Source organism: Onishia taeanensis (genome assembly GCF_013349955.1).
Classification (GTDB): domain Bacteria; phylum Pseudomonadota; class Gammaproteobacteria; order Pseudomonadales; family Halomonadaceae; genus Onishia; species Onishia taeanensis_B.
Map to the genome: position 1 here is coordinate 174192 of NZ_JABVXC010000005.1, position 23889 is coordinate 198080.

General features: G+C 66.1%; 13 protein-coding genes. 5 read left to right on the forward strand and 8 right to left on the reverse strand.

Going from position 1 to position 23889, the window contains the following annotated elements; genetic code table 11:
• Positions 1-175: 175 nt before the first annotated feature.
• From recD to recC, 3 genes are read right to left on the reverse strand one after another with little or no spacing between them, the layout of a single operon-like run.
• A complete protein-coding gene (gene recD, locus HUS66_RS08625) occupies positions 176-2401 on the reverse strand; it encodes an exodeoxyribonuclease V subunit alpha (RefSeq protein WP_175070555.1) in 2226 nt (741 codons plus the stop codon).
• Complete coding sequence (gene recB, locus HUS66_RS08630; protein WP_425340079.1) at positions 2401-6441, reverse strand: exodeoxyribonuclease V subunit beta; 4041 nt, start codon at positions 6439-6441, stop codon at positions 2401-2403. Before recB ends, recD begins: the two co-directional genes overlap by 1 nt.
• A gap of 2 nt (positions 6442-6443) precedes the next feature.
• Complete coding sequence (recC, locus tag HUS66_RS08635; RefSeq protein WP_175070507.1) at positions 6444-10154, reverse strand: exodeoxyribonuclease V subunit gamma; 3711 nt, start codon at positions 10152-10154, stop codon at positions 6444-6446.
• Positions 10155-10345: 191 nt separating this feature from the next.
• Between recC and HUS66_RS08640 the strand changes: the two genes are divergently transcribed.
• Positions 10346-10666, forward strand: coding sequence for a hypothetical protein (locus tag HUS66_RS08640; RefSeq protein WP_175070508.1), 321 nt, complete (start codon positions 10346-10348; stop codon positions 10664-10666).
• Between the two features lie 32 nt (positions 10667-10698).
• The gene (locus HUS66_RS08645; protein ID WP_175070509.1) at positions 10699-11187 is read left to right on the forward strand and encodes a metallophosphoesterase family protein; all 489 of its coding nucleotides are present in this window, start codon (positions 10699-10701) and stop codon (positions 11185-11187) included.
• Positions 11188-11232: 45 nt separating this feature from the next.
• Here the strand turns inward: HUS66_RS08645 and HUS66_RS08650 are convergent, their stop codons facing one another.
• Positions 11233-12543, reverse strand: coding sequence for an arsenic transporter (locus HUS66_RS08650; protein ID WP_175070510.1), 1311 nt, complete (start codon positions 12541-12543; stop codon positions 11233-11235).
• Positions 12544-12844: 301 nt separating this feature from the next.
• On the reverse strand, positions 12845-13444 hold the full coding sequence (locus tag HUS66_RS08655) for a methylated-DNA--[protein]-cysteine S-methyltransferase (protein WP_254628754.1): 600 nt from the start codon (positions 13442-13444) through the stop codon (positions 12845-12847).
• Positions 13445-14195: 751 nt separating this feature from the next.
• Here HUS66_RS08655 and HUS66_RS08660 point away from each other — a divergent pair.
• Positions 14196-15707 (forward strand): protein adenylyltransferase SelO, encoded by a 1512-nt coding sequence (locus tag HUS66_RS08660; protein WP_175070511.1) that lies wholly within the window; start codon positions 14196-14198, stop codon positions 15705-15707.
• Positions 15708-15845: 138 nt separating this feature from the next.
• Here the strand turns inward: HUS66_RS08660 and katG are convergent, their stop codons facing one another.
• Together katG and HUS66_RS08670 are read right to left on the reverse strand one after the other, a co-directional pair.
• Positions 15846-18023, reverse strand: a complete 2178-nt coding sequence (gene katG, locus HUS66_RS08665) for a catalase/peroxidase HPI (RefSeq protein WP_175070512.1) — start codon at positions 18021-18023, stop codon at positions 15846-15848.
• Between the two features lie 252 nt (positions 18024-18275).
• The gene (locus HUS66_RS08670; protein WP_175070513.1) at positions 18276-19277 is read right to left on the reverse strand and encodes a LysR family transcriptional regulator; all 1002 of its coding nucleotides are present in this window, start codon (positions 19275-19277) and stop codon (positions 18276-18278) included.
• Positions 19278-19564: 287 nt separating this feature from the next.
• On the opposite strand from HUS66_RS08670, the gene HUS66_RS08675 reads away from it, so the two are divergent.
• Complete coding sequence (locus HUS66_RS08675) at positions 19565-21064, forward strand: CoA-acylating methylmalonate-semialdehyde dehydrogenase (RefSeq protein ID WP_175070514.1); 1500 nt, start codon at positions 19565-19567, stop codon at positions 21062-21064.
• A 108-nt stretch (positions 21065-21172) separates the two neighbouring features.
• On the opposite strand, the gene HUS66_RS08680 is transcribed toward HUS66_RS08675, so the two are convergent.
• Positions 21173-21844, reverse strand: coding sequence for a hypothetical protein (locus HUS66_RS08680; protein ID WP_175070515.1), 672 nt, complete (start codon positions 21842-21844; stop codon positions 21173-21175).
• Positions 21845-22157: 313 nt separating this feature from the next.
• On the opposite strand from HUS66_RS08680, the gene ilvD reads away from it, so the two are divergent.
• Positions 22158-23846: a dihydroxy-acid dehydratase gene (gene ilvD, locus HUS66_RS08685; RefSeq protein WP_175070516.1), complete on the forward strand. Its 1689-nt coding sequence runs from the start codon at positions 22158-22160 to the stop codon at positions 23844-23846.
• Positions 23847-23889 lie beyond the last annotated feature (43 nt).

Below are 23889 nucleotides of genomic sequence, written 5' to 3' on the forward strand. Positions count from 1 at the left end.
TCGTGGCAAATAAAATATTTCACATCATTGCAGTCATGCAAGTCGATATGCTAGTGGGGCACGACCTTCCTGCGTTACCCTAGGCTAATCATGACTGGTAATTGCCAATCGTTAACGACTGCTTTTGGCTGAAAGCAGACCTAAACATTGGCTTGAATAAGAGAGCCGAAGCCCATCAGCTCCCCAGCCCACTCACCCGCATCACCCGTCTCTGCGCCGTGTCCATCAGCTGGCCGCGGCCAGTTTCCACCAGCGTTAGCCAGTGGCGGGCGCGTGTGATGCCGGTGTAAACCAGCTCCCGGGTGAGGATGGGGTTCGGCGCGTCGGGCAGCACCAGGGCGGCGTGGGTGAACTCCGAGCCCTGTGATTTGTGCACCGTCATCGCGAACACCGTCTCCACCGACTGCAGGCGGCTGGGCAGCACCCACTTGATGCGGTCGGTGCCGTCGCCGGCGGGGAAGGCGACCCGCAGCAGGCGGCGATTGTCGTCGCCGGGCGAGGCGCCCGGGCGCGGCATATCCAGGGTGATGCCGATATCGCCGTTCATCAGCCCCAGGCCGTAGTCGTTCTTGGTGACGAGCACTGGGCGGCCGGGGTACCAGCGCTGGCGGCCGTCCTGGCTGTCGATCAGCTTCTCCCGCTCCAGCGCCTGGCGCACCCGCTCGTTCAGGCCTTCCACGCCCCATGAGCCACGGCGCAGCGCGCACAGCAGCTGGAAGTCGCCGTGGGCTGCCAACACGGCACGTGCCCAGTCATCGAAGTCCTGCTGTTCGGCGTCGTCGGTTGGGCGCCGCTCGGCCATCACGCTCAGGAAGTGGCGATAGCCCACCGGCGGCGGCAGCGTTTCGTCGCGATGTACTCGGCCCTGGCCGGCATGGGGAAAACGCTCGGGGCAGCCGGTCACCGCTAGGCGGGCCAGGCCGCGCTCGTCGTCGGCGGAAAGCTTCAGGTGCGAAAGGTCGGCGAAGCCGTGGTTGAGGGCGTCGCCAATCGCTTTGCGCTTGGCGGCGGGCTCGGCTTCCAGGTTGATAGCGGCGGCCAGTTGGCCGATGCCGCTATCTGCCGTGAAGCGGTGGCTGACGCGCAGCATGGCGATGGCTTGGTCCAGCGGCTGGCCGTCGGCGTCCAGGGTGTCGCTTGGCAGCGGCTGGCCGGTGGCCTCGGCCAGCCACTCGGCGGTGGCCGGGGTGTAGTGGCCGCCCTCGGCCCGGGCGCACAGGTCGCCGAGCACGGAGCCGGCCTCCACCGAGGCGAGCTGGTCCTTGTCGCCGAGCAGCACCAGCCGCGCCCGGGGCGGCAGCGCTTCGAGCATCGCGGCCATCATGCCCACGTCCACCATCGAGGCCTCGTCTACCACCAGCACGTCCAGCGGCAGCGGGTTGTGGCGGTCGTGGCGGAAGCGGCGGGTATCGGGGCGCGAGCCGAGCAATCTATGCAGCGTACTCACCTCTTTCGGAATCACCTCGCGCAGCCGCTCGGGATCGTCGTCCAGGCCGTCGAGTTCGAGCTTGGCCACCTGGCTGGCGATGGACTCGTTGAGCCGGGCGGCGGCCTTGCCGGTGGGCGCAGCCAGGCGAATGCGCAGGGCCTGCTTTCCTTCCCCCTCGTCTTCACCGAACGCCAGTGCCTGCAGCAGGGCGAGCAAGCGTACCACGGTGGTGGTCTTGCCGGTGCCGGGTCCGCCGGTGATCACCGCGAAGCGCGAGCGGCCGGCCAGGGCACAGGCGGCCTTCTGCCAGTCGAGCGGCGCGGGCTGTGTGGGCTCGGGAAACAGCGCATCGAGGATCGGGCGTAAGCGAGCCGCATCCGGGGCGTCGTCGTTATCCGTTCCCCCGAGCCTTGCGACAATCCGGCTGTGAATATCCTGCTCGTGCTGCCAGTAGCGGCGCAGGTAGAGGCGTGGGCGCGCATTGGTGCCGGCCAGCACCAGCGGCGTGCTGCCGGGGCCTTCGGCCACTAGCTCGGGCTGAGAAAGCGCCGCGCGCCAGGCGTCGAGCTCCAGCGCAGTCATCACCCGGCTGGGCAACGGTGGAGGGTCCTCCAGGCTATCGCCCTCTGGCGGCAGCGAGAGCGCCAGGTCCGGGGTGGCCAGGGTCTGAGCCAGGTCGAGACACACATGGCCGCGGCCGAGCTGGTGGCTGGCCAGCGCCGCCGCCAGCAGCAGCAGGGGTGAGGCCTCACTTACCGGGCTCCCTTTACTCTCCCTGCTTTCGCGGCTCGCCTCGCGATGCAGAAAGGCGGCGAAGGCGCGGTCCAGCGATCGCAGCCAGCCGCGCTCCACCCAGCGGTCGAGCAGGGCGAACAGCACCGCGTGATCGGCCAGCGCATATTCGGGCGCTTGAATCAGCGCGGTCTCCGGGGCGTCGGTATTGACCGGGGAGGCGTTGGAAGATGTCGGCATCATGTGGCGGCCTCCTCGGCACTGAACAGGGCATCGAGCGCTAGGATCAGCTCGCTTGGCGGGCGTTCGGCGTGTACGCCACGGGAGGGCGCGCGGGTGCCGCGCAGGAAGACGTAAAGCGCTCCGCCCAGGTGGCGTTCGATATCGTAGTCCGGCAGCCTGGCCTTGAGTAGCCGGTGCAGGGCCAGCAGGTAGAGGCAGTACTGCACGTCGTAGCGCTTCTCAAGCACGGCCTCAAACATCGCCGCCTCGGTGTAGGCGGCATCGTCCGCGCCCAGGTGGTTGGACTTCCAGTCGAGCACATAGAAGCGCCCCTCGTGTTCCACCACCAGGTCGATAAAGCCCTTGAGCATGCCGTTGAGCGTATCGGGCTCGAGCGCTGGCCTTGGGCGCCCACCGAGTGTGTGAGTGCTTACAAGGGCGTCCAGTTGGCGGGTGTCGACCTTATGGGCGGCGAACCAGAATTCCAGCTCGACGCGGTAGTCGGTGGCGCCGTTTAGAGCAGCGAGGCGCAGCGGTGCGGCCTCGCCATCGCTAGGGGGCGGCACCGGTAGCGGTGTGGTCAAAAGCTCCGGCAACCACTGTTCGAGTGCGGTGATCTGGCCTTCCCAGCCGCGGCGGTTGGCGCGCCGGGCCAGGGTATCGGCGCGTAGCGCCTCGTCCTCGGACACCTGGGCGAAGCCTTCTTCGCCAGCCCATTCCAGCAGGCCGTGCAGGAAGGTGCCCGCCGAGGGCCCGCGGGGAAAGCGGTGAAGCGAGCCTTCGCTCACCGTGGCGGCGTTGGCATCGAAGGGCTCGTGGATCACCTCCATGGCCGTCGCCTCATCGGCGGTGGTGGGCTCGGGGGAGGGCTCGGCCTCGTCGTCTGCTCCTGAGCTGTCCTCATCCGGGGTGGCGCCGGTGCGCAGCGCCGAGTAGCTGGCGATCCACCAGTGCTCGCGGATCTTTCGAGTGGGCGCGCGGGCCTCACCCAGCGGCACATCATCGCTGGCAAGCTCCACCGGCGTGGCATCGGCCTCTGGGGCGTCCTGCACCGTGACTCTCTGGGCACAATCGCCAGGGTTCTTGTCGGCCAGCGCTTCGAGCGCCGGGCGCAGGTTATCCGGCGTCAGCGCCTCGCCCCCGGCGATCAGGTGGCCGACGGCGCTGCGCTCCATGGCCTCCAGCGGCGCCAGGCCGAGCCAGGTGGCATGGCGGGCGCGGGTCAGGGCGACGTAGAGCTTGCGCAGATCCTCGCCCAGGCGCTCGTGGTCGGCGCGGGCCAGCGTCGCTTCGTCGGCGGACAGCGTCAGGCGCAGGTGGCCGTCGTCGTCGTGCCAGCGCAGCGGCAGGTCGCCGGCTTTCACCGGGCGGAAGGCGGCGATGAAGGGCAGGAACACCAGCGGGTACTCCAGGCCCTTGGACTTGTGGATGGTCACTACCTGCACCAGGTCGGCGTCGCTCTCCAGGCGCAGGCGGTGGGTGTCGGATTGGGCCTGCGGGTGTGCGCGGGACTCGGCAAGAAAGCGCAGCAGGGCGTGCTCGCCGTCGATCTCGGTACTGGCCTCCTGCAGCAGTTCGCCGAGGTGCAAGAGGTCAGTGAGCCGTCGCTCGCCTTCGGGCACCGCCAGCAGACGGCCGGGCACCGCGAAGTCGGCCAGCAGTCGATGCAGCATGGGCAGCACGCCACGGCGCTGCCATTGGCGGTGGTAGTCGCGGAACTGCATTACCCGCGCCTCCCAGGCCAGTTCGTCCTGCTGGGGGCCGCCATTCAGGGCGTCGAGTTCGGAAAGTGATAGCCCGAGGCTTGGTGTGGCCAGGGCGGCGCGTAGGCTGCGCTCGTCGTCTGGGGCGGCGCAGGCGGCCAGCCACACCTCCAGCTCGGCGGCTGCCTCGGTCTCGAACACGCCTTCCTTGTCGGAGAGATAGACGCTGCGGATGCCGCGGGCCAGCAGGGCGGCCCGGATGGCGCGGGCCTCGCCGGCGTTGTTGACCAGCACGGCCAGGTCCGACGGCGCCAGCGGGCGCAGCTCGCCGTCTTGTGTGAAACCGGTCTGGCCGGCCTGGCCCTCGCGCAGGAGACTGGCCATCTCGGTAGCGCAGCGCCCGGCCAGCTCGTGGAGATAGGCCGATTTCGACAGGGTGTCTTCAGCGTCCAGGTGCCAGAGCGTTAGCGCCGGCTGGGGCGAACCGTGTCTAACCAGAGCATCCTTCCTGCCATTCGCGTCCACTGGTGCAAACGGAACCGGATTATCGTTTCCACGGCGGAACAGGAAGGCGCCGGCTTCGCTCTGTTCGGCATGTTCGAACACTCGATTGACTGCCTCGACCATCGGCGTGGCGGAGCGGAAGTTGGTGCCCAGGGTGACGTGGCGGCCGGCGGTGTCGAGCCGGGCCTGAAGGTAGGTGTGAATATCGGCGCCGCGGAAGGCATAGATCGCTTGCTTGGGGTCGCCGATCAACAGCAATGCGCTTTTGTCAGCGCCCGAAGCCGCGCCATTTTCAGCGCCCGAAGCCGCGCTCGTTTCACCGTCATCAGCGGCGCCACGATTCTCGGCCAGCTCATAGACGCGGGCGAACAGCCGGTATTGCACCGGGTCGGTGTCCTGGAATTCGTCGACCAGCGCCACCGGGAACTGCTCGCGGATGCGCTTGGCCAAGGTCTTGCCGGCCTCGCCTGCGAAGGCGGCGTCCAGCCGGTGCAGCAGGTCGTCGGGGCCGAGCTCGGCGCGGCGGCGCTGGACGGTCTCGCGTCGCGCGGCCATCCAGTGCACGGCGTGGGCGAGCAGGTCGGCGAAGGGGTCGGGCAGCTCGGCAAGCTTATCCGGCAGCGCTTCCAGGGCCTCCAACGCCGGCAGGTTCGGTGTGGGATCTTCCTTCCATATCTCGGCGATGCCCTCGGGCGTCAGCCGCTTCCAGGCGGCGTCGGTCAGTGCCGGCTTGGCGAGTTCGGGGTCATTCGCCCAGTCGCGAAGATCGCCGATCCATTTGGCGCGGTTCTTGGCATTGAGTTTACGAGCATCGAAGGCTTTGCGGTTGTTAGCTTCTTCCAGAAGTGCTTCCAGCTCGTCGAGCCAGGCCGGCCAGGGCGCCTTAATTTCGGCCAGCGCCGCGGCGCGCTGCTCGCGGTAGTTGGCCAGCGCCTCGAAGGGTGGCGGAGCGGCGGGCAGGGCGGCGGCGTGGGTGCGCAGCCGGCCGGCGGTGTCGTTGAGGGTGTCCGGGGTGGTCCAGTAGCGGGCGATGATCTGCAGCGCCTCGGGGTCGAGGTCGTAATAGAAGCTGCGCCAGTAGTCCCGGGCGATCTCCAGGTCCATCTCCGACTGGTCCAGTGACATCTCCAGGGCGAACAGGCTGCCGCTATCGAAGGCGTGCTCGCGCAACATGCGGTGGCACCAGGCGTGGATGGTGGAGACGGCGGCCTCGTCCATCCATTCGGCGGCCAGCCGCAGGCGCCGGGCGCAGGTCGGCCAGCTCTCGCGGGGGTAGCTGTCGCGCAGGGCGAGCAGCGGATCGCCGCCCGGCGGGTCGCCGCCCGGCGGGTCGCCGCCCGGCGGATCGCTGCTGGGAGGCGCATCTTCTTCAGGTTGCGAGTTATCCACCGCCGGTTCGGCGAACAGATCGCCTGTCTCTTGCGTCGCTATGTCGGTGGCAGGTCCTCGCGGAGGCGCTGTGAATCCTTCCCTGGACGCTACATTCGACATCCCTGTCGAATGACCTCCGCTTTGACCTGCCCCCGGCGCCCCGTCTTCGTCGATTGGCTGGAAGGCGTCTGCTGCCTCGACCAGCCGGGCGCGGATGCGGTCGCGCAACTCCTGGGTGGCGGCGTTGGTGAAGGTGACCACCAGGATCTCCGGCGGCGTCAGCGGCCGGGGAAAGCTGGCCGCGTCGGCTTCGTGCTCTTTGTTCGAGAGTCTGGGACCAAGCACTAGGCGTAGATAGAGCAGGGCGATGGTAAAGGTCTTGCCGGTGCCGGCGCTGGCCTCGATCAGCCGGCTGCCGGTGAGCGGCAGCGCCACCGGGTCGAGGCGTGGCGTCTCGGCGACTTGTTTGTCTTCCGTCATCGTCATGCCTTGCCTCCCTGGCCCTTGCTACCGTTCTTTGGGTTCTTTTTATCGCCGCCGCCCTTGGCTTTTACCGCATCGTGCAGCGGGGCGTAGAGCGCATTCGTCAACTCGGTGAAGTGCCGCCCGGCGGCCTGATGGCGCGCGAGACTTTCGAGGTCGCGCCACTGGCGGGCAAGGTAGGGATCGCGGTCGCGTTCGCCGGGCGTGTAGTCGTTGCCCTCGAATACCTGAACGGCGGCCTTCCAGGCCTTGAGATCGGCTTCCTCTGCCTTGTCTGTCTGTGAAGAGCCTTCATCGCCACCGAAGACGCGGGCCAAGGCGCTATCGTCGCCGCCCTTCTCGTGCCAGGCGAAGGCGGTATCCCGGGCCAGTGGCAGCGGGGCGGTCATGCCGGCGCGCCAGGCGCGGGCGATGGCCTGCAAATGGGCCCGTGCAGCAGTCGCGTCCAGCGGTGCCAGGGTGCCGCCGCCGGCGCGGGAGAGCAGCACCGTGGTCATGGGGCCAAGGGCGAGCTGGCTGGCCAGATGCGCGACCCAGGGGGCCAGCCAGTGCTTCCAGTTGTATTTGCCCTTGTTAACTAGGCTGCTGGTCATCAGCACCAGCCGGCAGCGTTCGCCGTCTTCGTTTTCGCGCAGGCCGTCCAGCCAGTCCTCCACGGCCAGCGTGCCTTCGTTGGTGGCCAGCTCCAACGACACCGCCGCCGGGCTCTCCCAGGCGAAGGGCCAGGCTTCGAGTTGATCGGCGTAGTCGCCAAGCACCTTGTCCAGCGGCTCGACCAGTTGCTCGCGCATCAGCTCGGCGAAACCGCCCATGGCCAGGCGGCCCTCGCGCTCCAGGCGCTCCAGGGTGTCGTGAATGACGGGCGTCGGCGGCTCGGCCGCATCCACGGCACGGCGCCCAGACTCGATCAGCGCCTGCTGGAGCTGCCAGTGGTCCAGGCCGTTCAGGGCGAAGGGCTCGTGGTCCGGGCTTTCCAGTGCCTCGCGCTCCAAGTAGACGCCGAGCCGGGTGGTGAAGAAGGCTTTGACCGGGTCTTTTAAGAAGCCGGAAAGGCGCGCCAGTGGCAGCGCCGTGTCGATCTCCATCGATGGTAGCTGACCATCGACGGCGGCTTCGGGAGATGGCTGGCCAGTGTGGATTGCCCGCCATTCATGGGCGTAGGTGTACAGGCCTCGCTCCCCCGAGAAGCTCTCAACCGCGCCCGACCCCGCGCGGCTTTCTACCGTGCCCGACCCCGCACGGAAGTATTTCCGACTAAACGGCTGCAGCGGATGCTCTGTGGTCAGGGCGTCGACCAGCGTCTGTCCGGTGTCGTTGCCTTCTTCTGAACCGGCCAGCTTCCAGCCGGCGGCCAGGTGGTCACGCAGTTGGCCGAGCAGCACCGAGGGCGGGCGCGGTTCGTTGTCGTGAATGCTGCGGCCGACCCAACTGATCATCAGGCTGTCGCGGGCCGAGAGCAGCGCCTCGAGGAATAGGTAGCGGTCGTCCTCGCGGCGCGAGCGGTCACCGGGGCGGTAATCTTGGCCCATCAGGTCGATGTCCAGCGGGCGCTGCACACGCGGGTACTCGCCGTCGTTCATGCCCAGCAGGCAGACGTGGCGGAAGGGGATGGCGCGCATCGGCATCAGGGTGGCGACGTTCACCGCACCGGCCAGGAAGCGCTGAGAGAGATTGGCTTCGTCGAGCTGGCCAAGCCAGTGCTCTCGCACCACCGAGAGCGGCAGCGCCTCGGTGAGGCCGGCATCCTCGGTGGTCTCTTGCCAGTCTTCCAGCAGTTCGCCCAGGCGGTTGAGGGTGGCCAGGTCGGCCTCGTCCTCGGCGGTGAAGCACTCACTCAGCAGGTCGCGCAGGCGGCGACACCAGGTGCCCACGTCGGCGGGCTCGGAGAGCGCGCGCCACTGGGCTTCGAGGGCGTCGAGCAGGTCCATCAGCGGGCCGGCCAGCGCCGCTTCCAGGCCGCCGATGTCGCCAAACGGCTCGATGTCGTGCCAGGGGCCGTCTGCCGTGTCGCCGACGGCATAACCCAATAGCAGCCGGCGCAGGCCGAAGGCCCAGGTGTTGGCGGTAAGCCCGCCGGGTAGGTCGAGCTGGGCGCGCTGCTCGGCATCGAGCCCCCAGCGGATGCCGGCGCCCTCGATCCAGCGGCGCAGCACCGGCAGGTTGTCGGCGGCCAGGCCGAAGCGTCCGCGCAGGGCGGGCACTTCCAGTAGATCGAGCAGGTCACTGACCGTGAGGCGCGATTCCGGCAGGTGCAGCAATGTCTCCAGCGCCACCAGCAGTGGCTGACGGTGGCGGCTGGTCTGGTCGGAGAGCGTGAAGGGAATATGGCGCGGGTCGTCCTGGGGCAGCCGGCCGAATACCGCCTGCACGGCGGCGGCGTAGGTGTCGATGTCCGGCACCATCACCAGTACGTCTCGCGGGCGCAGCGTGGGGTCGGCGTCGAAGGCGGCCAGTAGCTGATCGTGGAGGATCTCGACTTCGCGCAGGGCGCTGTGGGCAACATGAAAGCGCAGGCTGCGATCCTGGGCCGGGTCTACCGCCGGCCAGGTCTCGCGGGTCTCCTGGGGTGGCCGCAGTTCGAGGATGTCGTCCTGAAGTTGCTGCAGTAGTCCCGTGGTCTCGCCGTCGGCGGGCGAGTCGAACAGGTCGATGCGCAGCGCCTCGGCGTCGAACAGAGCCCGGTAGGCGTCCTGGTCGTCGAACTCGTCGAGCAGGCGCAGATAGTCGCGGCCCTGCTTGCCCCAGGCGGCCAGCAGCGGTTGGGCGTGCAGGTGCAGCTGGGTGTCATCGAGCTCCAGCGGCATGCCGGGGCGGTGGCGCTGGCGCCGGCGGGCGGCCCGCAAAAGGTCCTTGTGCTCGATGATGTCTGCCCAGTAGTGGCGACAGGGGTTGTGCACGCAGAGCAGTACCTGGGTGACCTTCGACACCGCGGCCAGGGCCTCCAGTGTCTGGCGGGGCAGTGAGGAAATGCCGAATACCACCACCCGGCGCGGCAGCCCGGCGGGGCGCGTCTCTTTGTTCAGGGTGTCGGGCGTCAGTTCGCGGCAGGCCTCGAGGAAGCGGGTATGCACCCAGGCACGGCTGGTGGTGAGCCCACCCTCACCGATATCATCGCGCAGCCGCCGCCATAGCGCCGGCTGCCAGCACTGGTCCTCGGCCAGCGGACGTGTCTGGCCGCGGGCGTCGATCAGCTTGTCGCGGCCCTCGGCCCAGGCGGCGAGCCAGTCGGCGCGGTAGACCTGGTACTGGTCGAACAGGTCGGCCAGGCGCTCGGCGAGCTGGTGGCGCTTGCGCAGGTCATCGTCGTCGGCCAGGAAGCGCGCCAGGGGCGCGAAGGTGGCGTCATCGGTCAGTTCTGGCAGCAGGCGCATCAACCGCCAGATCAGGCGTGGCTTATCCAAGGGCGAGGCCGGCGGCACGGCCTCGGAGCCCAGCACTGCACGATAGGCCTGCCACAGGTAGCGGGCCGGCAGGGTGACGTCCATCGCCGCGGCAATGCCGGCGCCGGCAGGCGGGTCGGCGGCCAGCGCCAGCTTCAGCCACTGGCTGATGCCGTTGCTCTGCACCAGAATCACTTCGTCTTCCAGCGGCCCCAGCGGATGAGTCCGCAGCCATTCCACCGCCAGGTCGCGCAGCGTTTCCAGGCGATTGCCGTGGATCACCATGAAGCCGGGGCTGAGCTCGGTTCCCTGGGAGAGACTAAGGGGCATGGCGATTCCTTCGCAGCGATGAGACGGAGGTCAATGGTGCCGTAAAATGCTGGGGGTATGAAGCAGGGCGAGGTTCGGGTGAACATCAGCGCCGGGCAGGAGTCGAGAAGGCATGCCTGCCTTGCCTGGCGAGCCTAGCGCGGGAGCGAGGTTTTTCATCTGCTTTTTTCAAACTGGCCGGGAGTCCCCTCATGAGCTCATCGACGCCGCTGACTACGCCGGACGGCCGCTACATCGTGGTTCGCGGTCGCCTATGGCGGTGCACGAACCCTGAGCTTCCCGAGGCGGAACGCCAGCACTGGGTACAGCGCCTGATGCAGGCCCGGCGTAGCGTGGCCCAGGCGAAGCGTAAGCGGGATGCTGAGCTTGAGCGCGAGGCTCGCGATCAGGTCGACGAGGCCAAGCGGGCGTTGGGCGAGCGCGGGCCGGTGTGGTGGCAGGACGGTGCGCCGGACTATACCCAGTACAAGGTGGCGAACACGCCTTACGCTGATTGGTACGCGGCGCTGTAGCGCACTTGATGAGGCTGTCGGGAGGCTGATGCATGGATAACGATCACGTTGAACTCGACGCCCCTATCGGCGTGATCGCCGACACCCACGGCACGCTGCGCGACGAGGCGCTCTCGATGCTCGAGGGCTGCGGGCTGATCCTGCATCTTGGCGATGTAGGCAGTCGAGATGAGGATGAAGCGATCCTTGCGCGGCTGGGCGAGCTGGCGCCGGTGCTCGCCGTGCGCGGTAACGTCGACACGGCGGACTGGGCCGAGGGAATTCCTTGGCACCGCGATCTCACGGTTAACGGCTGGCGCCTGTGTCTGGTGCACGACATCGCCGATTTCGATGGCGAGACGCCATGCGATGCCGTGCTCCACGGGCATTCCCACAAGGCGCGCAACGAGTGGCGCGACGGCCGGCTGCTGTTCAATCCCGGTGGCGCTGGCCGGCGCCGATTCTCGCTGCCGCTGACGCTTGGCAAGCTGTGGGCCGATGAGGCCACCCTGCGCGGTGCCATCCTGCATCTACCGCTCTAGTCTTTACCCTGCGTGGCGATATCCGGTCCTCTTCTCGACAGGTACTTATTGGGGCGGCAGTTGCGGCAGCCAGAATGCCAGGGCCGCAAGCGTGGCCAATAGAACCGGCGGGGTGATGACCAGTCCCACCTTCATGTATTGCCCCCAGCCGATGCGGTAGCCCTTGCCGGCCAGTACATGCAGCCAGAGCAGGGTGGCGAGGCTGCCGATGGGGGTGAACTTGGGTCCCAGGTCGTTGCCGATAACGTTGGCATAGACCATCAGCTGTTGGGTGGTTGCCGACACCTGAGCCTGATCGATGGCCAGTGCACCCACCAGGGTCGAGGGCATGTTGTTCATCAGCGAGGCCAGAATCGCCGAGGCGACCCCGGTCCCCACGGTGGCCACGAAGGCGCCCTGGCCGGCGAGCCACTCCAGCACCCGGGAGGCCTCGGCGGTGAGCCAGGCATTGCCGAGGCCGTAGACCACCAGGTACATGCCCAGCGAGAACAGCACGATCTGCCAGGGGGCATTGCCGATGACCTTCTTGAGCGAGATGACGTGCAAGTGGCTCGAGGTGAACCAGCGTCCGGCGATGGCCATTAGCACCAGGGCCGCCACTCCCATGATGGCGGAGAACGGGATCGACCAGCGAGTGGTCAGGAACAGGGCGGCCAGCAGCATGGCGAGTAGCGGGAAAGCGGCGAGGAAGACCTGGCGGTCGCGAATCGCGGAGGCCGGCGCCTCGAGCCGCTCGACATCGTAGCGGGCGGGGATGTCGCGGCGGAAATACCAGCCGAGCACTCCCAGCGTGGCCGCCAGCGACACCAGATTGACCGGCACCATCACCTGGGCATAGCGCGAGAAGCCGATTTCGAAGTAGTTGGCGCTGACGATATTGACCAGGTTCGAGATGATCAGCGGTAGGCTGGTCGAGTCGGCGACGAAGCCGGTGGCAATGATGAAGGCCAGGGCGGCTTCGGGACGGAAGTCGAGTCGCGCCAGAATGGCGACGACGATGGGTGTCAGCAGCAGGGCGGCGCCGTCGTTGGCGAACACCGCCGCGATGATCGCGCCGAGCATCACGATCAGCGGGAACAATAGCCGCCCCCGGCCGTTACCCCAGCGGGCGATGTGCAGAGCGGCCCAGGCGAAGAAGCCGGCCTCATCGAGAATCAACGAGATGATGATCAGCGCCACGAAGGTGAAGGTGGCATCCCAGACGATGTGCCACACCGTACCCACATCGCCCCAGCCGACGACGCCGGTGGCCAGCGCCACGGCAGCACCGCCCAGGGCGCTCCAGCCGATACCCAGCCCCTTGGGCTGCCAGATGACCAGCACCAGGGTGATGACAAAGATGGCGAACGCCAGCATGAAGGGCTCCTTTCCCGGTGGTTCGGTTCAGTGGATCGGTTCAGTGGATCGGGTGGTTGATGGGCCGGAATACGGCCTAGGCGTTGCCGGCCCGTACCGAATAGCGAACGGTCGGGTAGGCGGCCCGATGCCGGGGCAGCCGAAATGCTACCCGTTACTCGCAGACATCGGCGAGGTGCCTGGGGCAAGGCGGCAGACGCAAGGCGATTCCTGCGCATGATAAAGGCAGGAGGGGCATGGTGCCGTAAATCGCGCACGGCATAAATCAGCTGCCGCTCATTTCTTATCGGCGGGCAGACCCTCACCCCAGGTCGAAGGGAATTTCACCGGCCTCGTGAGCCAGCAGCCATTGCTTGCGGCCGATGCCGCCGGCGTAGCCGGTCAGGCGGCCATCGCTGCCGATCACCCGATGGCAGGGCACCACGATGGCGAGCGGGTTCTGGCCGTTGGCGCGGCCCACCGCGCGCTGGCCGCCACGACGGTTAAGCTGCTCGGCAATCTCGGCGTAGCAGCGGGTCTCGCCGAAGGGAATGGTGGCAAGCGCCTGCCAGACTCGCTGCTGGAAGTCGGTGCCTTTGGGGGCCAACGGCAGGTCGAAGGTCTGGCGCAGGCCGTCGAAGTATTCCTCGAGCTGGGCACGGGCGCGGTCGGTCAGGGCGTTGGGACGGGGCGTTTCATTGGCCTCCGCCTCGCTGACGAAGACGATTTCGGTGAGGCCGGCGTCACTGGAACGCAGGCGGATCAGGCCCAGGGCTTCGCTCTCCGGCGGCCGGTAGTAGTCGAGGGCCTGATCGGCAGGACGGTCATTGTCACGCTCATCAAGGCGCTTATCCGGATGCTCGTCCAGACGGGCATCCGGTTGATCAAAAAGCGAGCGGGAGACAGCGGGTGCAGAGGACATGACGGTGGCTCCTGAGAGGATCGTTCTGGAGAAGGATCTTGGGCAAGCGCTACCGAGACCATAGCGGAAACTGGCCTTGGCTGCTGGTGGTTTGCTCGCGTCATTACCCTCTGGAACCGACGAGGCCGCCTCATGGGGCGGTCTCGGTGAGTGCTCATATCCCGATTCGGGGCGGAGCCGATCAGGCGTTGTCGTACAGATCGCGATAGGCCGCGTAGGCGGTATCGATCTGCTGCGCATCCGCGGCGAAGTGGTCGGCCAGCCGCACGCAGAACTGCTGCTTCTGAGCGTCGTCGAGGCGGGCATAGATCGCTAAGGTGCGGCTCGCCAGGGCGATGCTCGAGGCCTCGCCAGCACTTTTCAGCAGATCCTAGCGGGCCTTCACCAGCGCTTCATGATCGGCCGTGGCCCGGTCGTCATCGCGACGTCTCAGCAGCATGTCGCGCTGCGTGATGTTGCTGAACAGCTCCTGCAGGAAGCTCATGTTCATGATTGGTCCCTAAGCGGTGAGCCCAGGGGCAAAGACAAAGACAGTGACAAGGCCAAGAGCGAGTCGGCCTTCGGGGGCAAGTGCCAACCCCAGCGATTGGCTTCCAGGCCGACGATGATCGCCGCCACCATCTGCCCGATGAGGCGCGGCAACTCAAGCATAAGAGCATGGCTGAACGACCCGTGCGATGAAGTCGCCGGGAATGTTGGCCGTATTTGCCTGTCCCTGTAGGGTAGGCGAGCCCGATTTGGAGGAGGCGTCATGTTCCCGAGTTTTTCCCTGCGCTATGCGCACCTGCCGTCGCGCATGAGTGCCGAGTGCGCCCCAACGCGGGTGGCGAACCCGCGACTGGTGGCATTCAATCACGCCCTCGCCGAGGAGCTTGGCTTCGATGCGGCCGCCTTTGACGCTACCGAGGCCGCCGAGGCGCTCTCCGGCAATGCACCGCCTGAGGGCAGTGAGCCGCTGGCGATGGCCTATGCAGGCCACCAGTTCGGCAACTTCGTGCCCCGCCTCGGCGATGGCCGGGCGCTGCTGCTGGGCGAGGTCATCAATCGCGACGGCCAGGTTCGCGAGCTGCAGCTCAAGGGCGCCGGGCGCACGCCTTTCTCTCGGGGCGGTGACGGCCGCGCGCCACTGGGACCAGTGTTGCGCGAATACCTGGTCAGTGAGGCCATGCATGCGCTGGGCATTCCCACCACCCGGGCGCTGGCCGCAGTGACCACCGGCGAGCGCATCGTGCGCCGCCTGGCTGAGCCCGGCGCGGTGCTGACGCGAGTGGCGTCGAGCCACCTGCGAGTGGGGACCTTCCAGTATTTCGCCGCCCGCCAGGATGTCGAGGCGATACAGCTGCTGGCCGATATGGCCATCGAGCGCCACTATCCGCACCTCGAGCCGCTGAGCGGCGGCGGGCGCTATCTCGCCCTGCTCGAAGCGGTGATAGCCCGCCAGGCTGAGCTGGTGGCCCGCTGGATGGGGGTGGGCTTTATCCACGGGGTGATGAATACCGACAACTCGACGATCTCCGGTGAGACCCTGGACTATGGCCCCTGCGCCTTCATGGATGCCTATGATCCGCGCACGGTGTTCAGCTCCATCGATGAGCGGGGCCGCTATGCCTTCTCCAACCAGCCCCACAGTGCCCAGTGGAACCTGGCTCGCTTCGCCGAGACGCTGCTGTCGCTGCTCGACGATGATCACGACCGGGCCATTGCGCTTGCCACCGACGCCATCGAGGCCTTCCCCGAGCACTTCGAGGCGAGCTACGGCGCGATCAAGCGCGCCAAGCTGGGGCTCGAGCGTGTCGAGGCTGACGACGAGGCTCTCGCTCAGGAGCTGCTGGACGCCATGCAGGCCGGGCATGCCGACCATACCCTGACCTTCCGCACCCTGGCCGATGCCCTCGAGGATCAAGGTCAGGGTGACGGTCAGGGGGATGACAAGAATGGCGGCGAGTCGCGTCTGGTCGCGCTCTTCGACACGCCCGAGGCGATCACCGCCTGGCTCTCGCGCTGGCGCGAGCGCCTCACCCGTGAAGACGCCGACGCTGCGACCATCGCCGCGCGGCTGCGGGCCACCAACCCAGCCGTGATTCCCCGCAACCACTTCGTCGAGCAGGCCTTGAAGGCGGCCGACGACAAGGACGACTTCGGCCCCTTCGAGGCGTTGCTGGCGGCCGTGACCGCCCCCTTCGAGGCGCCCGAGGGCGAGCTCGACTACACCCAGCCGCCGCAGCCAAGCGAACGAGTCCTGCGTACCTTCTGCGGTACCTGAGGCGCGGCGCTCTGGGTTAAGCGGCTTTGGAGTCGAGCGGCTTTGGGATAAGCGGTTCGTTGAATGGAAAAGAAAACGCCCGGGGAGCGTGAGCATCCCCGGGCGTTTCTATTGCGGCTTGCTAGCCAGTGGCTGTGATCAGGCCCCGAGCTTTTCCAGGTCGTAGCGGTCGGCGTTCATCACCTTGGTCCAGGCCGCCACGAAGTCGTTGACGAACTTCGCCTCGTTGTCGTCCTGGGCATAGACCTCGGCGTAGGAGCGCAGGATGGAGTTGGAGCCGAACACCAGGTCGATGCGACTCGCGGTCCATTTCACCTGATCGCTGGCGCGGTCGCGGATCTCATAGACGCCTTCGCCGGCCGGTTTCCAGGTGTAGGCCATGTCGGTCAGGTTGACGAAGAAGTCGTTGGTCAACTGGCCCACGCGATCGGTGAAGACCCCGTGCTGGCTGCCGCCGTGATTGGTGCCCAGCACCCGCATGCCGCCGATCAGCACGGTCATTTCCGGGGCGGTCAGGCCCATCAGCTGGGCGCGGTCGAGCAGCATTTCCTCCGGTTTGACCACGTACTCCTTCTTCAGCCAGTTGCGGAAGCCGTCGGCCAGCGGCTCCAGAGGCTCGAAGGACGCGGCGTCAGTATCTTCATCGCTGGCATCGCCGCGGCCCGGCGAGAAGGGTACCCGGACCTCATGGCCCGCGGCCCGGGCGGCCTGCTCGATCCCCACGCTGCCGGCCAGCACGATGATATCGGCCACGCTGGCGCCACTGTCGGCGGCGATCTTCTCGTACACCTTCAGCACCTTGGCCAGGCGGTCAGGCTCGTTGCCGGCCCAGTCCTTCTGGGGTGCCAGGCGGATGCGAGCGCCGTTGGCGCCGCCGCGCATGTCGGAACCGCGGAAGGTGCGGGCGCTGTCCCAGGCGGTGCTGACCATCTCGGCGATGCTCAGGCCGCTGTCGGCGATCTGCTGCTTGACTGCTTCGATGGAGTAGTTGGTCTCGCCCTGAGGCACCGGGTCCTGCCAGATCAGGTCTTCCGCCGGCACTTCCGGGCCGATATAGCGCGCCTTGGGCCCCATGTCGCGGTGGGTCAGCTTGAACCAGGCGCGGGCGAAGGCATCCTGAAAACGATCTGGATCCTGGCGGAAACCGTCGAGAATCTTCCGGTAGGTGGGATCCATCTTCATCGCCATGTCGGCGTCGGTCATGATCGGGTTGTGGCGGATGGACGGATCGCTGGCGTCGACCGGCTTGTCTTCCTCCTTGATGTCGACGGGCTCCCACTGGTGAGCACCGGCGGGGCTCTTCCTGTTCTCCCATTCATGGTCGAGCAGCATGTCGAAGTAGCCCATGTCGAACTTGGTCGGGTACTTGGTCCAGGCCCCTTCGATTCCCGACGTGACCGCCTTCGATGCCATGCCCTGCATGTTCGGGTTGTTCCAGCCCATGCCCTGTGCCTCGACATCGGCTGCTTCGGGCTCTGGGCCCAGCGCTTCGGCATCGCCGTTGCCGTGGCACTTGCCGACGGTATGACCGCCGACGGTCAGTGCCGCGGTCTCCTCGTCATCCATGGCCATGCGGGCGAAGGTCTCGCGTACCTGGGCGGCGGTCTTGAGCGGGTCGGGCTGACCGTTCACGCCTTCCGGGTTGACGTAGATCAAGCCCATCTGCACCGCGGCCAGCGGGTTTTCCATGGTGTCGGGCTTGTCGACATTGCCGTAGCGCTCGTCGGAGGGTGCCAGCCACTCCTTCTCGGCCCCCCAGTAGACGTCCTTCTCGGGATGCCAGATGTCTTCGCGACCGAAGGAGAAGCCGAAGGTCTTGAGACCCATGGACTCATAGGCGACGTTGCCGGCCAGGATGATCAGGTCGGCCCAGCTGACCTTGTTGCCGTACTTCTTCTTGATCGGCCACAGCAGCCGGCGGGCCTTGTCGAGGCTGGCGTTGTCTGGCCAGGAGTTGAGAGGCGCGAAGCGCTGGTTGCCGGTGCCGCCGCCGCCGCGACCGTCGGCGAGTCGGTAGGAGCCCGCAGCGTGCCAGGCCATGCGAATCATCAGGCCGCCATAATGTCCCCAGTCGGCCGGCCACCAGCTCTGGCTGTCAGTCATCAGGGCGTGCATATCTCGCTTGAGAGCGTCGAAGTCGAGCTTGCGTACTTCATCCCGGTACACAAAGTTCTCGCCCATGGGATCGGTCTTGCGGTCGTGCTGGTGAAGGATGTCCAGGTTGAGCGATTCCGGCCACCAGTCCGTGTTGGAATGGCCGGTGGCGGTTTGGCCACCGTGCATGACCGGACACTTGCCTTGTTGTGCACTGCCCATCGCGATATCTCCCGTCCTGTTGGTCTGAATGGGGGCCTTCCCCCTTCATCGTCGACGACCCTTTCTCTTGCATGCTCTTGTGCATGGTATGCCAAGCGATTCACTGTCGACTGCGTCAGTGGAAAGGGTTCTTTATCTTGCGTTTGCTTCCTATCACAGCTTAGTGGCGGGCCTGAGGGCTTCAATTTTTCTTTACTCAAGAAGCTGATAGCTAATTTTCATCGGTGATCGTGCATACAAGTGAGGCCGACGTCACTCGGTGCTTGGCCCTGCTGATGGGCATGTCAGGCAAGCAGCGGGGTCGCCCATCAGCCAGGCTCGGTTGGCCTCGACGGTCTCGCGCAGGTACTCCCAGGTCAGGCGGACCCGAGACAGGCGTCGCTGCTCCTGACGGGCGGTGATCCAGAACTGGCGGGTGAGGTCGATGTCGTCCACCAGCACCGCTTCCAGCGCTGGATGCTGCTCGGCCATGAAACAGGGCAATACCGCCAGCCCCGCGCCCTGCACGGCCGCGCTGTACTGAGTGGTGACGCTGGTGCTGCGAATGCTGAACTGGGGCGTATGGCGCTCGTGGTCCTGAATAACGAGCGTCTGATGGGCCCCGGAGGCAGCAGACCGGGAAGGGTCCAGCAAGGGCTCGAGATAGTTGAGCTGATCGCTGAAGATCAGGTCATCGATATAGCCGATCAACCGGTGCTGGCTGAGCTCACGTCGGGTGGTTGGCCGGCCATGGCGGGCCAGGTAGTCGCGACTGGCGTAGAGCCGCAGCCGATAGTCGCATAGCCGCGAGATCACAAGGCCCGCGCTGCTGGGGCGTTCCACGGTGATGGCCAGGTCGGCCTCGTGACGGCTCAGGTTGACCACCCGAGGCAGCGCCAGCAGGTCCAGCGTCAGCGCCGGGTGACGCTCGCCGAAGGCCGCCAGCAAGGGCGCGATCACCCAGGTGCCGAAGCCCTCGGTGACGCCGAGGCGAACCTGGCCACTGAGCTGCCGGTCCTGATCACTCAGGCCCTCGGCCGCTTCCATGGCGTGGCGTGCCATTTCCTCGGCGTGGGCCTGCAGGCGATGGCCGGCTTCGGTGAGCCGGTAGCCATGTGTGCTGCGCTCGAAGAGCTGAGTATTGAGCTTCTGCTCGAAACGTTTGGTGCGTCGCGAAAGCGTCGAGTGATCGACCCCCAGGCGTCGGGCCGCATCGGTCAACCGCTCGCTGCGGGCAACCTCGAGAAAGACCTGAATATCCTGCCAGTCGAGCATCGCGAGGGGCCTCTCTCGGTGCCTCAGGGATAATGTCAATTGTGCGTATATGCACAAACAATGTGCTGCCCTGCCCGTTGTGTGTCAATTCATCCCCTGTCTACACTCGATCTAGCCGCTTCCTATACTTCGGCCGTGTCAATATGCACATAAAGTCGAAGCCGAATTGTCATGAGAAGCGCCATGGCTCGATGCACCAGATCCCGCCAGTTCATACACAATCACAAGAGGCTGTCCCGCATGGCGTCGTGTCGACATTGCCGGAGACTTGCCCAGGAGCCGCTATCATGTCAGTGCGTGAGATTCCCCTTTATATCGACGGTCAACCGGTGCCCTCCGAGAGTGGAGAGTGGCGCGATGTGCTCAATCCAGCGACTCAGGAAGTGGTGGCTCGGGTGCCGTTCTGCACAAGCGATGAAGTCGACCGGGCCGTGGCCAGTGCCAGGGCCGCGTTCAAGACCTGGCGCAAGGTGCCGCTGGCCAAGCGCATGCGCATCATGCTCGCTTTCCAGGCGCTGATCCGCGAGCACACTGGCGAGCTTGCCGCGCTGATCAGCGAGGAGCATGGCAAGACACTACCCGATGCCGAGGGCGAGGTGGGACGCGGCCTGGAAGTGGTCGAGCACGCCTGCTCGATTCCGAGCCTGCAGCTTGGCGAACTGGCCGAGAACGCCGCCAGCGAGGTGGACGTCTACACCCTCAACCAGCCGCTCGGCGTGGGCGCCGGCATCACCGCCTTCAACTTCCCGATCATGCTGCCCTGCTTCATGTTCCCGCTGGCCATCGCCACCGGCAATACCTTCGTCCTCAAGCCCTCGGAGCAGGACCCGTCATCGACCATGCGTCTGGTCGAGCTGGCCCACGAGGCTGGCGTGCCTGCCGGGGTGCTCAACGTGGTGCACGGCGGGCCGGACGTGGCCAACCAGATCTGCGATCACCCGGACATCAAGGCGCTGTCGTTCATCGGCTCGACCCAGGTTGGCACGCACATCTATCGCCGGGGCACTGAGGCCGGCAAACGGGTGCAGTCAATGATGGGGGCCAAGAACCATTGCGTGGTGATGCCGGATGCCAACCGCAGCCAGGCGATCAACAACCTGTTGGGCTCGGCCTTCGGCGCCGCCGGCCAGCGTTGCATGGCCAACTCGGTGGTGGTGCTGGTGGGCGAGGCCAGGGCCTGGCTCGAGGACATCGTCGAGGGTGCGCGCAAGATGAAGGTCGGCCCCGGCACGCAGCGCGACGCCGACCTGGGGCCACTGGTATCGCCTGCCGCCCGCGAGCGAGTCGAGGGGCTGATCGACGCCGGTGCCAAGGAAGGGGCGACCCTGGCGTTGGACGGCCGGGGCCTCAAGGTCGACGGCTATCCGAACGGTAACTTCGTCGGCCCCACGGTGTTCAGCGACGTGACCGCCGACATGACGATCTACCGCGAGGAGGTCTTCGGGCCGGTGCTGTGCGTGGTAGGCGTCGAGACCCTCGATGACGCCATCGCCTTCGTCAATGCCAACCCCAACGGCAACGGTACCTCGATCTTCACCAACTCCGGCTGGGTGGCACGCCGCTACGAAAGCGACATCGACGTTGGTCAGGTGGGCATCAATGTGCCGATCCCGGTGCCGGTCGCCTACTTCAGTTTCACCGGCTCCCGGGCCTCGAAGCTTGGCGATCTCGGCCCCAACGGCAAGCAGGCGATCCAGTTCTGGACCCAGACCAAGACCGTGACCGCCCGTTGGTTCGAGCCCGAGAACGTGTCGAGTGGCATCAACAGCACCATTTCGATGAGCTGATCGTCGCTGTCGCAGCCTTTCCGCACGCGCTTTTACGGCCATCAACGAAACCGCCCTGCCTCTCAAGGCGGGGCGGTCTGCTTTTTAGGCTAGGGGTTTCCCGTGCGATCAGTTCAAGTCGCTAAGCAGCGCGAGTACGGGCTCGACCTGGCTGACGTGCAGTACCAGTTTCACTTCGCCGGCCGGGGCATGGTGTAGCGGCGTGACCACTGCAAATTCGCCTTCCTCGAGGTGGAACTCGTGGATTTCGCGCAGACCCGCGGCGGTCTTGCAGCAGATTGAGCGGTAGGCATCGTCTTCGCCGTAGATCAGGCGATGATAGACCTTGAAGAAAGTGTAAAGGGCAAGGCCGTTGGGAAACTCTGGCCAGCGGGCGGGGCTTTCACGAGTCTCGGCATCGATAGTTGCGCCGTTTTGCTCGGCCGAGGCAATGGCGCTCGCCAGGGGCTCGGCCAGCAGTGAGCCGGTATCAATCGGCAGCAGCGTCAGGTTGGCTAGCGCATCACGGTATAAGGCGAGGCTGCCGGCGATATCGCCCTCGCCGCGAAGCTTATGCTCGTGGTGATGCAGGTCCGCGGCTGCACAGGCGCCATTCTCCCAGCCATGAAGCACCTGCATGCTCAGACGCTCCTCGCGCAGCGCTTCGCCTAGTAGCGCCTGAAGAGCGACGCGCAGATGCAGCTTGCGTTCCGGGACATCGTTGTCGAAGGCTTCGTAGGGCATTGCAAATATCTGGTGCAGGCGCCCTTCGGCGTGCTCCTTGGCTTCTGTGTAGTTCATCCTGAATTCCTGCAGGTGATTGTTGGCATGGCTATTCTGAGCATTGCCTAGGTTATCGGCTGAGACTGTCATTACCTGAGAGATTGAGACGATTGTGAGCCTCGTTGTCGTATGTTTGCTCCCGGCGCGAAAGTCACGCGCGGTGTAATGGTTGCCTAAGACGGCATGGCCGCTTAAGGAGACCGGGAGTGCGGGTCTGTGATGCCGGTGACCAGGGCAGGTTGCAAGGCTGGTTTGCAAGGCTGGTTTGCAAGGGCAGTGCATGGCGCCCACTATCTGGGGATTAACGATCAATCTGCTAATAGGAGGCCCCATGTCCGATACGCCCAAGGATTCACGCCGGCGCTATTCCGCCCCGGTGGTCGATGGCCTCGGTAAGTCTGCCAGTCGCGCCATGCTGCGCGCGGTGGGCTTTACCGATGAAGACTTCACCAAGCCTCAGGTGGGCATCGCTTCGACCTGGAGCCAGGTCACGCCCTGCAACAGCCACATCGACGGGCTTGCCGACGAGGCCAGTGCCGGTGCCGATGGCGCCGGTGGCAAGGGCGTGATCTTCAACACCATCACCATTTCCGATGGCATCGCCAATGGCACCGAGGGCATGAAGTATTCCCTGGTGTCGCGGGAGGTGATCGCCGACTCCATCGAAACCGTGGCCGGCTGCGAGGGGTTTGATGGCCTGGTGGCGATCGGCGGTTGCGACAAGAACATGCCGGGTTGCCTGATCGGGCTGGCTCGCCTCGACCGTCCCAGCGTGTTCGTCTACGGCGGCACCATTCTGCCCGGCGAGAACCACACCGATATCGTCTCGGTGTTCGAGGCGGTGGGTGGTCACGCCAAGGGCGATCTCGACCTGATCGACGTCAAGCGCATCGAGGAAACCGCGATTCCCGGTCCCGGCGCCTGTGGCGGCATGTACACCGCCAACACCATGGCTTCGGCCATCGAGGCATTGGGCATGAGCCTGCCGGGCAGTTCGGCGCAGAATGCCGTCTCTCAGGCCAAGCGCGACGACTGCGCCGCCGCCGGGGCCCAGGTGCTCGAACTGCTCGAGCGCGATATTCGTCCCTCGCACATCATGACCCGCGAGGCCTTCGAGAACGCCATTACCCTGGTGATCGCCCTGGGGGGTTCCACCAATGCGGTGCTGCACCTGATCGCCATGGCGAACAGCATCGGCGTCGAACTGGGGCTCGACGACTTCACCCGGCTTGGCAAGCGGGTGCCGGTGCTCGCCGACCTGCGCCCCAGCGGCCATTACATGATGAGCGAGCTGATCGAGATCGGCGGCATCCAGCCGCTGATGAAGATGCTACTCGAGGCAGGCCTCCTGCACGGTGATTGCCTGACCGTGACCGGCCGGACACTGGCTGAAAACTTGTCGGGCGTGGCGCCTTATCCCGAGGATCAGCGCATCATCGCGCCGCTGGATGCGCCGCTGAAGGCAGAAAGCCACCTGCGTATCCTGCATGGCAACTTGGCGCCTGAAGGGGCGGTGGCCAAGATCACTGGCAAGGAAGGGGTGCGCTTCACCGGCACCGCCCGAGTGTTTGGCTCCGAAGAGGAAGCCCAGGCGCGCATCAATGACGGCACCGTGGTGGCCGGCGACGTGGTGGTGATCCGCTACGAAGGCCCCCGCGGCGGCCCTGGCATGCGTGAGATGCTGACCCCGACCTCGGCGATCATGGGGCGCGGGCTCGGCGATTCGGTGGCCTTGATCACCGACGGGCGCTTCTCGGGCGGCAGCCATGGTTTCGTGGTCGGTCATATCACCCCGGAGGCCTTTGACGGCGGGCCGCTGGCACTGCTCGAGAATGGCGATCAGATCACCATCGACGCCGAAGCCGATACCATCACCGTGACGCTTCACGAAGACGAGCTCGAGCGTCGGCGTGCCGCCTGGCAGCAGCCGGCGCCGCGCTATCGCCGCGGGGTGCTGGCCAAGTACGCCAAGACGGTAAGCTCCGCCTCGACCGGTGCGGTCACCGACCTGCCCGACTAGCCAGTGCCGCTGTGGCAGGGATGCCGCAGAGGTTGGCGAAAAC

Excerpts from the sequence above, each read along its gene's own strand:
- recD (WP_175070555.1), bottom strand. The coding sequence starts at position 2,401 with ATGCCGACATCTTCCAACGCCTCCCCGGTCAATACCGACGCCCCGGAG.
- recB (WP_425340079.1), bottom strand. The coding sequence starts at position 6,441 with ATGACGGAAGACAAACAAGTCGCCGAGACGCCACGCCTCGACCCGGTG.
- recC (WP_175070507.1), bottom strand. The coding sequence starts at position 10,154 with ATGCCCCTTAGTCTCTCCCAGGGAACCGAGCTCAGCCCCGGCTTCATG.
- HUS66_RS08640 (WP_175070508.1), top strand. The coding sequence starts at position 10,346 with ATGAGCTCATCGACGCCGCTGACTACGCCGGACGGCCGCTACATCGTG.
- HUS66_RS08645 (WP_175070509.1), top strand. The coding sequence starts at position 10,699 with ATGGATAACGATCACGTTGAACTCGACGCCCCTATCGGCGTGATCGCC.
- HUS66_RS08650 (WP_175070510.1), bottom strand. The coding sequence starts at position 12,543 with ATGCTGGCGTTCGCCATCTTTGTCATCACCCTGGTGCTGGTCATCTGG.
- HUS66_RS08655 (WP_254628754.1), bottom strand. The coding sequence starts at position 13,444 with ATGTCCTCTGCACCCGCTGTCTCCCGCTCGCTTTTTGATCAACCGGAT.
- HUS66_RS08660 (WP_175070511.1), top strand. The coding sequence starts at position 14,196 with ATGTTCCCGAGTTTTTCCCTGCGCTATGCGCACCTGCCGTCGCGCATG.
- katG (WP_175070512.1), bottom strand. The coding sequence starts at position 18,023 with ATGGGCAGTGCACAACAAGGCAAGTGTCCGGTCATGCACGGTGGCCAA.
- HUS66_RS08670 (WP_175070513.1), bottom strand. The coding sequence starts at position 19,277 with ATGCTCGACTGGCAGGATATTCAGGTCTTTCTCGAGGTTGCCCGCAGC.
- HUS66_RS08675 (WP_175070514.1), top strand. The coding sequence starts at position 19,565 with ATGTCAGTGCGTGAGATTCCCCTTTATATCGACGGTCAACCGGTGCCC.
- HUS66_RS08680 (WP_175070515.1), bottom strand. The coding sequence starts at position 21,844 with ATGAACTACACAGAAGCCAAGGAGCACGCCGAAGGGCGCCTGCACCAG.
- ilvD (WP_175070516.1), top strand. The coding sequence starts at position 22,158 with ATGTCCGATACGCCCAAGGATTCACGCCGGCGCTATTCCGCCCCGGTG.